General features: G+C 43.5%; 6 protein-coding genes. 4 read left to right on the top strand and 2 right to left on the bottom strand.

Annotated elements, in window-relative coordinates:
* Positions 1-677: 677 nt before the first annotated feature.
* Positions 678-1,022, top strand: a complete 345-nt coding sequence (locus EO93_RS06525; RefSeq protein ID WP_156161249.1) for a hypothetical protein — start codon at positions 678-680, stop codon at positions 1,020-1,022.
* Between the two features lie 381 nt (positions 1,023-1,403).
* Positions 1,404-1,985, top strand: a complete 582-nt coding sequence (locus EO93_RS06520; RefSeq protein WP_048161572.1) for a DUF2121 domain-containing protein — start codon at positions 1,404-1,406, stop codon at positions 1,983-1,985.
* A gap of 205 nt (positions 1,986-2,190) precedes the next feature.
* On the opposite strand, the gene ade is transcribed toward EO93_RS06520, so the two are convergent.
* Complete coding sequence (ade, locus tag EO93_RS06515) at positions 2,191-3,861, bottom strand: adenine deaminase (protein ID WP_048161570.1); 1,671 nt, start codon at positions 3,859-3,861, stop codon at positions 2,191-2,193.
* A gap of 331 nt (positions 3,862-4,192) precedes the next feature.
* Between ade and EO93_RS06510 the strand changes: the two genes are divergently transcribed.
* Positions 4,193-5,305, top strand: coding sequence for a phosphoserine transaminase (locus EO93_RS06510; protein ID WP_048161575.1), 1,113 nt, complete (start codon positions 4,193-4,195; stop codon positions 5,303-5,305).
* Positions 5,306-5,733: 428 nt separating this feature from the next.
* Here the strand turns inward: EO93_RS06510 and EO93_RS06505 are convergent, their stop codons facing one another.
* Positions 5,734-8,271 (bottom strand): COR domain-containing protein, encoded by a 2,538-nt coding sequence (locus EO93_RS06505; RefSeq protein ID WP_052735402.1) that lies wholly within the window; start codon positions 8,269-8,271, stop codon positions 5,734-5,736.
* A gap of 225 nt (positions 8,272-8,496) precedes the next feature.
* Here EO93_RS06505 and EO93_RS06500 point away from each other — a divergent pair, with 225 nt between their 5' ends.
* Positions 8,497-12,225: a hydantoinase B/oxoprolinase family protein gene (locus EO93_RS06500; RefSeq protein ID WP_048161569.1), complete on the top strand. Its 3,729-nt coding sequence runs from the start codon at positions 8,497-8,499 to the stop codon at positions 12,223-12,225.
* Positions 12,226-12,295: the final 70 nt, after the last annotated feature.

Below are 12,295 nucleotides of genomic sequence, written 5' to 3'. Positions count from 1 at the left end.
TGAAAGTTTAAAAACGTTGCCAATAAGCGTATTATTGAAGAGTTGACGGCTGTATCCCGCCATTAAAATGACAGGGATTAGCCTTAGACGCTCCTAAAACCTTAAAGGATAACCTTTCCCGGAGTCTGAAGAAAACCGGCAATATCCCTCTCTGTTTTTCGAGGGATGCCGGTAATTTGTTTTTACAATTAAGCATTATCCCCACTTTCCGCAGATGTCGATTCAAGTTTCATAATTGTTACTGATATCGTTTAGTATGAAAACTGCCCCGGGTATTCAAACATGTGGTTTTGAAATTTCCCACACTTTTCGACCTCATGCCTTCATTCAAAGCTTCCAATTCCCATTTCTCGAAGAATCAGTTAAACTAATAATTGCAGATTTAGGAGTAATTCTCCAAAAACGATAACAAGAAAAATGCTTTTTTTAGAACATCTGCAAAAGGTCAGGTAATGGGTATTTGCTCTATTTCCTAAACATTTTGAGTTTTATGTTAAATAGACTAGCCTTCCCCCTATTATATAAAAGGTTTTTAGAAAACCAAACCGAAGCCAGAACTAAAAAAAGCTGGAGTAATATAATTAGATAGTTACTTTTTGAGGACGGGCTTGTCGATAAATCAAAAGAATTAAATACAGTGGGGAGATATACTACAGTGTTAAATATTTTGCATGAACGTGGGATATAAAAATTCGAGAGTAAATAAAGAGTGGGGACTCATGACAAGAAATAAGCTTTCCGGAATCCAAATAAAAAATATTAAATGCTCCGCATGTGCTGGGTTAATGCACGTATCCAGAATATGCCCTCTTTCACAACTAATCCGGAGCAGACCAGCTTCAGAGGGAAAAAAGTCGATTTTCGCCGAAAGGAAGGCTCTTGATGCGAAAATCAATCAAAAAGAAAATGATGATACAAATAATGATACTTTAGAGCGCAAAACTGTAGCTTTTTATTTGCCTTCTCTGATACGGATAAGGGCTACTGATAAGGATGGAAACTCTATTGAAGTCACGTACTAATTGACTAAAAGCCCGAGCAAGTGCCGTGAAGTGTAAAAAGGCAAAATTGAAACCTTCATGGTTTTTTCTCCATTTCCCTATTTTTTCCGGGCTTTCCGTGTTTTGTGTCTTTCCATATTTTGTGTATTTCCGTGTTTTGTGTCTTTCCATGTTTTATTTTTCTATAGGGTTCAGGTTCCCTGGTGAAATATCAACTGCTTAATAGGTGACCATCCAATTTTGTAAGAGAAAGAAAACAGATTTGCAGAAAAATAAATTTGCAAGAAAATTAATTTACATCACTTGAGGACTTCTCTGCAAAGCTAAAATAATAAGGAATAGACACTTTAAAGACAGAAGATCCCTTTAGATCCTTTTAAGACATGTTCTGGAGATGTAAAAATGACCTTGGTTATCGCTTTCGTCGGAAAAAACGGTGCAGTAATGGCCGGAGACATGAGGGAAATCACTTTTGAAGGAGAGAAGTCCGATAGAGAGAAACTTGAAAAAGAGCTTTACAGCGGTGAAATAGTTACGGACGAGGAACTGGCAAAAAAGGCAGAGGAATTTGGGGTCAAAATAACGGTCACGGACTGCAAGAGCAAAGTCTCGGAGAGAAACGGCATCCTGGTAGGAGAGGTCTCCTCAGTTGAAGGCGGGATCGTTAAAAAAAGAAGGCTGTACGCTTCAGCAGGAAATTATGCAATTGCCGAACTCAGGGACTCGGAACTTACCCTGACCTCACAGGGAAAGGGAAGCAATTTCATAGCTTTCGGAAACGAGTTTACAAAGCAGGTAGCCAATAAATGTTTCAAGGATAACTGGACGAAAAAGAGTAACCTTCAGGATGCAGTAAAAATCCTCATGCTCTGTATGGAGACCGCAGCAAAGAAAACAGCTTCCGTGAGCAAGCAGTTTGTTATCGTACAAACCGCATCGAATGTTGATGTTTTGAAAATTGTGGAAAAGGACCGAAAAGGCTGATGACAAAAACAGAAAAAGCTGAAAAGGCAAAGACAGAAAAGGCTGAAAAGGCAAAGACAGAAAAGGCTGAAAAGGCAAAAACAAGAAAGGCTGAAAAGGCAAAAACAAGAAAGGCTGAAAAGGCAAAAACAGAAAAAGCAAAAACAGAAAAAGCAAAAAAGGCTAAAGAGGCAGAAGTTGGGGGAATTGCACCGCCCTTTTCTGCTCACTCATTTACGAAAAGCTCGACAAATTCGAATTTCGTCACATCAAACAGGCCCTTATCCCCCAGTTTTAGTTCGGGAATTACCAGAAGCGACATAAATGCAAGAGTCATAAAAGGCGACTCAAGCGACGTTCCCAGTCTCCTGGCTTCTGCATTCAGCAGCTGGTACCGGGAAGCTACCTCTTCTCCATCAAGGGTGCTCATAAGGCCCGCAACCTCAAGCGGAAGATCAAGAAGGTTTTCTGCGGTGCCCACAACGATTCCTCCTCTGTTTTCCACCAGCCGGTTGACAGCTTCAACTATGTCCTGATCGGCGGCTCCAACTGCAATTATATTGTGACTGTCGTGGGCAATGCTGCTTGCAATAGCGCCTCTTTTCAAGCCTATATTCTTTATGAAACCGATCTGAACAGGGTCATCTGCATACCTGCTCAGGACGACCATTTTCAAAATATCCCGTACAGGGTCCGAAACCAGATTGCCGTTTTCTACTTTTGGCAGAGCCAGTTCCTGGCCTGTAACCAGTTCTCCATCCCTGGCGACAATCACTCTTATTTTCGTTATATTTTCCTTATTTTCCCTTTCCTTATTTTCCCCTGCAGGAGGCACAGCCAGTTTTACATCCTCAATTGAAATTTTGTTTCTGTTGAAAACATTTCTTGCAGGAACTTTTTCCACCGGGAAAAGAACCTTTCCGTTTTCGTAAACACATTCTCCATCGATAAAGGTGCTCAGCACATTGAAAGCTTTCAGGTCGTCTACGATGATGAAATCCGCAGGGTCTCCCTCACGCAGCAGTCCGACATCGAACCCGTAATGCTCCACCGGATTGATCACCGCTGCCCTGATAATGTTATAGATATCAAGTCCCTTCTCCTGGCCGCACCGGATCAGTTTATCGATATGCCCTTCATATATCAGAGTATCAGGGTGGGAATCATCAGTGCAGAGCATAACCATTTCAGGGTATTCATCTATCAAGCTGTACAGGGTTTCAAAATTCCTGGCTGAACTCCCTTCCCTGATCAGGACCTTCATCCCGAGTTTTATTTTCTCAACCGCTTCTTCGTAAGTAAAACATTCGTGGTCTGTGGAAATTCCTGCCCCGATATATTTCTGCAGGTCGGCTCCCCTCAAGCCAGGCGCGTGCCCGTCAACAATCTTGCCGTACTTTTTAGCTGATTCCAGCTTCGCCATTACCTCGGGAAATTCTAAAATCACGCCCGGGAAATTCATCATCTCGGAAAGGTAATACAGGTCCTTCCTTGCCAGAAGTCGGTCCACAGCCTCTGCAGCCAGCACCGCCCCGGCTGATTCGAAAGGTGTAGCCGGCACACACGAGGGCACCCCAAAAAAGACCTTAAGAGGGGCTTTTTTTGAATCCTCAAGCATGTAATCAATGCCCTCTTCCCCCATCACGTTTGCAATCTCATGAGGATCACTGACCACTGCCACCGTACCTTTTGCAACAGCCATCCGGGCAAAAACCGAAGGCACGGTCATGGAACTTTCTATATGCACATGGGCGTCCACCAGCCCTGGCAGGATGTACTGCTCATTATCGTGTGCCTTCTCTTCAACACGAATGATTTTTCCGTTTTCAACAGTAATCTCACCTTTGAACTGCCGCCTGGAAACGGCGTCAACAATAATCCCCAGGTACTTTTTCATGGGGATTTATTCCACCCTCCAATGTATAAATATTTCCAAGAAGCCAGAATTTAGAAAGTTGGAGAAAAGGAATAAAAAAAGGAAGATACAGGTTATTTGGTCGATTACCTTTCATCAAATGCAAAAAAACAAATGCAAAAAACTATAGAGATATATAGGCACTTTTTTGTTGGCTACGAACATCGGTTTTGACCATGTAAAAGTAGCACGAAAAGATAAATAAAAGGTACACTGTTAAGTCTTCGGGGATGGCTACAATTACATGTTCGCCTGTAACTGGAAAATTTCTTATCCCCTAAGACATAACAGTACCAAAAAAGGAAAAGATAAAATGAAACCAACACGAGTTCCTAAAAATCCTTGTTTTTCTTCCGGGCCTTGTGCCAAACATCCAGGGTATTCTGTTGAAGAGCTGAAGGATACACCTTTTGGCCGGTCACACCGGAGCAAACCTGGCAAGGAAAAATTAGCTGAAGCAATTAAAAGAACAAGAGATATGCTTGGACTTCCTGCTGATTATCTCGTAGGTATTGTACCGGCTTCCGATACAGGCGCTTTTGAAATGTGCTTGTGGTCCATGCTGGGATGCCGCGGGGTTGATGTTCTGGTTTGGGAATCTTTCGGTAAAGAATGGGCAACCGACATCACTAAACAGTTAAAATTAAAAGATACCCGAGTTTTTGAGGCAGAATACGGGAAATTACCGGATTTAAAGCAGGTCGATTTCAAGAATGATGTCGTCTTTGTCTGGAATGGGACTACAAGCGGAGTCAGAGTGCCCAATGGCGACTGGATTCCTGATGACCGGGAAGGGCTCACGCTTTGCGATGCCACCTCTGCTGTATTTGCTATGGATATACCCTACCATAAATTGGATGTCATTACCTTCTCATGGCAGAAGGTTTTAGGTGGGGAAGGTGCACACGGGATGCTGATTTTATCCCCGCGGGCTGTTCAGCGGTTAGAAAGCTATACTCCTGCCTGGCCATTGCCCAAAATTTTCAGACTGACCAAAGGTGGTAAACTAAATAAGGAGATTTTTGAAGGCTCTACTATTAACACCCCATCCATGCTGGCTAATGAAGATTGGCTGGCAACACTAAAATGGGCAGAGTCTGTCGGAGGGCTTAAACAACTTCTCCAGCGGACAAATGAAAATCTGGAGGTCTTTGAGGCATTTGTTGCTAAAAACAACTGGATCCATTTCTTAGCGGAAACAAAAGAGATAAGGTCCAGTACCAGTGTCTGCTTTAAAGTTGATTTATCCGACGAAAAGCTTAAAGCACTGATTAAAACGCTTGAGAATGAAAAAGTTGCTTATGACATCGGTTCTTACCGGGATGCTCCTTCGGGTTTGCGCATCTGGTGTGGTGCTACCATCGAGAAAGAGGATTTAGAATGCCTCTGTGAATGGATCGAATGGGCTTACAATTTGGTTAAATAATTAAATCCTTTTTGTTATCAGCAAAGAAGGGTTCGAGAGAGATCGTTAATATCTTTTTTGCTGATAGCAAAAGGATGTTTTATCCCTAAATTTGTCTCACGCGGACAGATTTTAAATATCCCTTCAAAATCCTTTTTGTACACCTGATTTATCAGAGAGATTTTCAATTCTCTTACTTTTTCATCAAACTTTAACTCCAGAAGCTTTTTCTTTTTATTCGAATTTTCCTATAAAGATACGATTTTCTCAAAATAATATTGAAAATAAGAGTCTGTTAACTTCTGAAAATCAAGCAAAATAGTTGCCACTTTGGAAAGGAAATCAATATTTATCCATAGGATTTTTTCAGGATATTTCTTGCAGCTCTGAACGTTGAAACTATGGAATAGATGAAAGTAATAAAGGTAAGAATGAAAGTTCAAACAAAGTCATTTTCCAAGAACTAAATCTGGAACTTGAGGCATTGCAAGCCATTGGGCAAATTTGTTATAGGTTCTGCCAAGCTTTTGTGCATGTCCTATGCCTTTTTGAGTTCCTGTAATGATTTTGTTGTATTCTGAATCAGGATCACTCAATTTGTCGAGAAATCGATGCAACTTATTAAGAGGTTTAACTAACTTTCCCTGTTCAGAATTAGTGCTTACTTCATCTAGACTGTCCTGAATTTTGTCCAGATCGCTACTATCAAGCTCTGGATTCAAGCGTTTTATTTCATTTATTAAATTGTCAAAGTCGGTTTGAATTTGCGGCAAATCTATCTTTAAATTTACATTAACGTTTGTGTTAACATCTGTTTTTTGTTCTACTTGAGTAGTTGGATTTGCTTGTGAATAAGCTTGTGCCGTTGGGCTTATTACAAAAATTGGCCCTTTGCCAGAAAATTCATCATATTCTCTAAACCTTTCTTCTCTTCTCTTGTAACCATCTAATAATAATGAAATTGACCTGTCCTCATAACTCTTGTGGCATTGAACAATTTTTTTGTTTGCTTTTTCAGCTTTTAACAAGTCTTCATAGAAATATCTTTGAGGGCAATTTTCGGAACAATTACAAGGAATTTGTTTACTGACATTTATCTTTTTTATAGAGGCGTTTATTTGATCTAGCTGGTTACAGATTGCTCCGAGAGCCCCTCTTTTATTGTCACCCTTTATTCTGATTTCGATTTGCCTCTCATCGGGCTTCATCTTTACAAGGGCACGCGAATTTTGGAGTTTCAACACTGCTCCTTCTCTCCAGCAGAGAGGCATACCATTGTCTTTTTTCTCTATGTTCTGATGCATGCGCACGATAAAGCGGGTAATTATACCGGAAGGCAAAAAGGAGTCGTAACAATAGTAGAAATACAAATTTTCTTCATCGTCCCAATCAAAGTCGGGAGAACTTTTGGGTAATAGTTCAGGAATGAGATAGCTATTATTATCAGGAAGTTCATACGCAAGTTCGAATTTATTCATTAACTCCATAAGTTGAGGATAAATGTCTGGTGGATAAGTTTCTTTATTCCATATCTTATCTAATTCGCTGTGTAACAGTACACCTTCGCGTTGGAGAACAGACTTCGTGGACAAAATTTTATAAAATGCTCCTGTGGCCCATTCAGGTTTTAAAATAACTATGTTCCTTAGAGCGATTCTGTCTTTGAAATGAAGAGTTACCCCCAGGTCGTTTAAATATCCATCCAGTATATTGATGTTTTCGTCGTCTAACCCTTCAGACTTACAGATTTCGTAAAATTCATTGTATGTAATGCTATTTTCCCTGATTTCTTCCAGTCTTTTTCTCACCTGATACCATGAATCCACCCACATAACCTTCATTAGAGAAAGATTCCAGGCAGCTTCACTAATGCTTTCTTTTAACCTGCTGATTCCTCTTCCATCTTTGCTGTCAATCTTTACATAATCAGCAATACGGAATTTGCTTTTTAGATCTTTTAAGTCCAGATCATCATCACTTTCGTTCATCTTGCTCATTACAAGGATTATCGGGCTGTCCTCTCCAAAAGCTTCAATCGTGTGCAACCAGTAGTATATTTTGTCATAGTCTTTTGTTTTCCGTGCGTTCCACACAAGTAGATAGACCGAGCGTTTTGTCAGGAAAAATTGGTGAGTTGCATGGTAAATTTCCTGCCCTCCAAAATCCCAGATATTTAACTTGATTGAACTGTTTTCAGAGCCCGGAGCAGGAATACTCCATTCAGATCTCTTTATTCCCTCGGTGATCTGATCTTCTACAAATATACCATTAATCAACCTGTCAGAGAGACACGTTTTTCCAACTTCCCCATTACCTACAAGTATCAACTTTGCTTCATTATGTTCGGTAGTTTTTGATTGTTTCAGATAAGTGAATATTGCTTTCACTCCCATAGAAACAATTTCTGGAGTGAGTGAAATTAGGGGATTATCTGATAAGTTAAGTGTTGTAAGGTTTTTAAGTTCTGTAATTTCGGGTGGCAGTTGTGTTAGCTGGTTCCCTGATAAGGAAAGCGTTGTAAGGTTTTTAAGTTCTGTAATTTCGGGTGGCAGTTGTGTCAGCTGGTTACGAGATAAGTCAAGTATTGTAAGGTTATTAAGTTCTATTATTTCTGATGGCAGTTGTGTCAGCTGGTTTCCTGATAAGTCAAGTTTGGTAAGGTTTTTAAGTTCTGTAATTTCGGATGTCAGTTGTGTCAGCTGATTCACTGATAAGTTAAGTGTTGTAAGGTTTTTAAGTTCTGTAATTTCGGGTGGCAATTGTGTCAGCTGGTTCCCTGATAAGTCAAGTATTGTAAGGTTTTTAAGTTCTGTAATTTCGGGTGGCAATTGTGTCAGCTGGTTCCAAAATAAGTAAAGTTCGGTAAGGTTTTTAAGTTCTGTAATTTCAGGCGGCAATTGTGTCAGCTGGTTCCCTGATAAGTTAAGTTCTGTAAGGTTCCTTTCATAAGCTTCTCTAATAAGCTGCATCACCCTTTCACTTGTCATTTAACTACCTCATTCACATATCATCTATGGGAAATTTTCAATTTTTTTTGCTTTTCCTTTACACTTTAACTCCAAAAGCTTTTTCTTTTTATTCGCGTTCCTGTAAGAAGATACAATTCCTTCGAAGTGATTTTTAAAAACGAATCTGTTACCTTCTGAAAATAGAGCCAGAACTTCAAAAATTCCCGATTAATAATTAATATAACTTATACAATTATTCCCTTCATGTCCCCCAAAACCCGCTGGCAGTTCTGGATAGACCGCGGAGGCACGTTTACTGATATCGTAGCCCGCAGCCCTGATGGAAAACTGATTACACATAAGCTGCTTTCCGAAGACCCGGCTCATTATGAAGATGCAGCCATGCACGGGATCCGCCAGATTCTCGGGCTGCCCGAGAATGCTCCCTTTCCTGCCGAACAGGTGGAAGCCATCAAAATGGGTACAACCGTGGGCACCAATGCGCTCCTTGAGCGAAAGGGGGAACGCACTGTTCTTGTTATAACCCGGGGGTTTGGAGATGCTCTCAGGATAGGATACCAGAACCGCCCGGATATTTTTGCACAAAAAATCGAACTTCCGGACCAGCTTTATGAGAGGGTTATCGAAGTTTCAGGCAGGTCCGGGGCGGGCGGGGAAGAGCTTATGCCCCTGGACCTTAAGGGAGCCAGAAAAGAGCTTGAAGAGGCCTTCAACGCTGGCATCCGCTCAGCTGCAATTGTCCTTATGCATGCTTACCGGTATCCTGAACATGAACTAAAGCTCGGAAGGCTTGCGCGGGAAACGGGCTTTACACAGGTGTCCCTGTCCCATCAGGCAAGCCCGCTAATAAAATTCGTGAGCAGAGGGGAAACAGCGGTTGTGGATGCTTATCTCTCTCCGGTGCTTCGCAGGTATGTTGACATGGTCGAAAAGAGTCTGCAAGAAAGAGAAGGCGAAAGAGAAGACGAAAGAGAAGGCGAAAAAGAAGCACCTGAAAAAGAAAGCCTGGAGGAAGAAATAGAGGAGAAAAATAGTCCCAGGCTCATGTTTATGCAGTCCAACGGCGGGCTTATAGATTCGAGTGCTTTCCAGGGCAAGGACTGCATCCTTTCCGGACCTGCCGGGGGAATCGTGGGGGCAGTTGCAACCTCGGAAATGGCAGGGGCAAAAAAGATAATCACTTTTGATATGGGAGGGACATCCACGGATGTAGCCCAGTACAGCGGGGAATACGAACGCAGTCTGGAAACAGAAGTTGCAGGTGTACGCCTGCGTTCTCCCATGATGCGCATCCATACGGTTGCAGCAGGCGGGGGTTCAATACTCCATTACGAAGGGGGCAGGTTCAGGGTAGGCCCGGATTCTGCAGGATCGGATCCCGGACCAGCATGTTACCGAAAAGGAGGGCCTTTAACGGTTACGGACTGCAACCTTATGCTTGGGAAATTGCAGCCAGAATTGTTCCCGAAGATCTTCGGGCCGGGTGCAGATCAGCCTCTTGATTCTGAAATTGTGCGCAGGAGATTTGAAAAACTTGCTGAAGAGGTCTCTGGCGAGAGAAGCACCCATGAGAGCGGGGCCCTTACACCCGAGCAGGCAGCCGAGGGTTTCCTTTCCGTAGCAGTCGAGAATATGGCAAATGCGATCAAGAAAATCTCGGTCCAGCGGGGATACAATATAAAAGAATATACCCTCTGCTGCTTTGGAGGTGCGGGAGCCCAGCACGCATGCAGGGTTGCAGATGCCCTCGGGATCAAAAGCATTTTCATCCACCCTTATGCCGGAGTTCTTTCTGCATACGGTATGGGGCTTGCAGACCAGAGACTGATCAAAGAACAATATATTGGGGCTGAACTGTCAGAAGGGCTGATAAACGAGTTAAAATCTGTTTTTGCAGGGCATGAGGCGGAAGGGCGGCTTTCAATGCTGGAGCAGGGGGTTAAGGAAGACTGCATCAGGGTCCTTTACAGGGTACATATGCGCTATGCAGGTTCGGATACGCAGTTAGATGTAGATTTTGCGGATAAAGAAGCCCTCAGGACCGGGTTTGAGGAAGCCCACAAGAAACGCTTCGGATTCGTAATGGAAGGAAAATCCATTTTTGTAGAAGCCGTCTCAGTGGAGGTCGTAGGGGTTACGGAGAGGGTTTCTGACCCTCTGCTTGAAACTGAAGAGAACCCCATGTTTTCACCCGTTTCCAGAGTCAGGATGTACAGTTATGGGGAATTCCGCAAAACTCCTGTCTTCCAGATAGAAGAACTCAGGCCCGGGACCTGTATAAGCGGGCCTGCAATTCTGATTGAAAAAAACACTACCATTATAATTGAACCCGGCTGGGAAGGAGAGATTACTGCACGCAACCACCTTCTCCTTACCCGCAGAGTTCCGCTTCCTGCCAGGACAGCCATCGGGACAGAGGCTGACCCTGTAATGCTTGAGATTTTCAATAACAGGTTCATGTCCGTTGCCGAGCAGATGGGCTACACCCTGCAGAAAACCGCCCACTCCGTAAATATAAAGGAGAGGCTTGACTTTTCCTGTGCGATTTTCGACAGGCACGGAAACCTGATAGCAAACGCCCCTCACATCCCCGTGCACCTGGGTTCCATGGGGGAATGCGTAAAATCCCTTATCCGGACACAGTTTCAGGAAATGCACGCAGGGGATGTATACCTGATCAACTCTCCATATCATGGAGGCACTCATCTCCCGGATATCACGGTTGTTACTCCGATGTTTGGCAGTTCCGGAGAGGTCCTGTTTTATCTGGCTTCCCGAGGCCATCATGCCGATGTAGGAGGAATAAGCCCGGGCTCCGTGCCTCCGGGCAGCAAGACCATTGAAGAAGAAGGGGTGCTGAGCGAGGGCATGAAAATAGTCAAACAGGGACGTTTCTGTGAAGAAAAGCTGAAGGCCTGGTTGAACTCGGGAAAATACCCTGCGAGAAACCCGGACCAGAACACGGCTGACCTCCGGGCCCAGGTAGCTGCAAATGAAAAAGGGCTTCAGGAGCTGCACAGGATGGTCGAAGAATTTTCCCTTGAAACCGTTGAAGCTTATATGGACCATGTGCAGGATAACGCAGAAGAAGCCGTCAGAAGAGTTATTGACAGGCTTGCAGACGGAGAATTCACCTATTTGCTCGATGACGGGAATGCAATTAAAGTGAAAGTCACCATTGACCGCAAGAACCGGGGTGCCAGAATCGATTTTACGGGTACTTCCCCCCAGCTTTCAAATAATTTCAATGCTCCTGCCTCTGTTTGCCTGGCTGCTGTCCTCTACGCTTTCAGGACACTTGTAAAAAGTGATATCCCCCTGAATGCAGGCTGTTTAAGGCCGCTTGAAATTATCATCCCCGAAGGGTCCATGCTCAGGCCGGAATATCCTGCAGCAGTTGTTGCAGGCAACGTTGAGACCTCGCAGTACATTGTTGATGCCCTTTTCGGAGCTCTTGGCACGCTGGCGGCTTCCCAGGGTACCATGAATAATTTCACCTTCGGAAATTCAGATTTCCAGTACTATGAAACCATCTGCGGAGGAGCAGGGGCAGGCCCCGGATTTTCAGGGACGGATGCTGTCCATACCCACATGACCAACTCCAGAATCACCGACCCTGAGATCCTTGAAACAAGGTTTCCGGTTTTGCTAGAGGAGTTTTCCATCCGGCAGGGAAGTGGGGGAGAGGGTAAATTCAGGGGCGGAAACGGGGTTGTCCGGAAAATAAGGTTCCTGAAAGATATGAATGCAGCCATTCTCTCAAGCCACAGGAAACTCCCGCCCTTCGGGCTCAAAGGTGGCAGGCCCGGGAAGTGCGGAAAGAACACGCTTATCCGCAGAGACGGCAGTGTTCTCAAGGTTGAGGGACAGGCTGAAATTAAGCTAAAAAGGGGAGATGTTTTTGTTATTGAGACGCCGGGTGGGGGAGGGTACTGTGAGAAGGAAAGCGGGGAAAAATTGAAAAAGAACTGAGTCAAACAGAATAGAATGAAAAAGACTAAAATAAAAATAGATAGATTGGACAAAATATACAAAATGAAAT

It is taken from the genome of Methanosarcina sp. 1.H.A.2.2, assembly GCF_000979975.1.
Classification (GTDB): Archaea; Halobacteriota; Methanosarcinia; order Methanosarcinales; family Methanosarcinaceae; genus Methanosarcina.
This window is presented reverse-complemented; position numbering and strand designations above follow the sequence as displayed.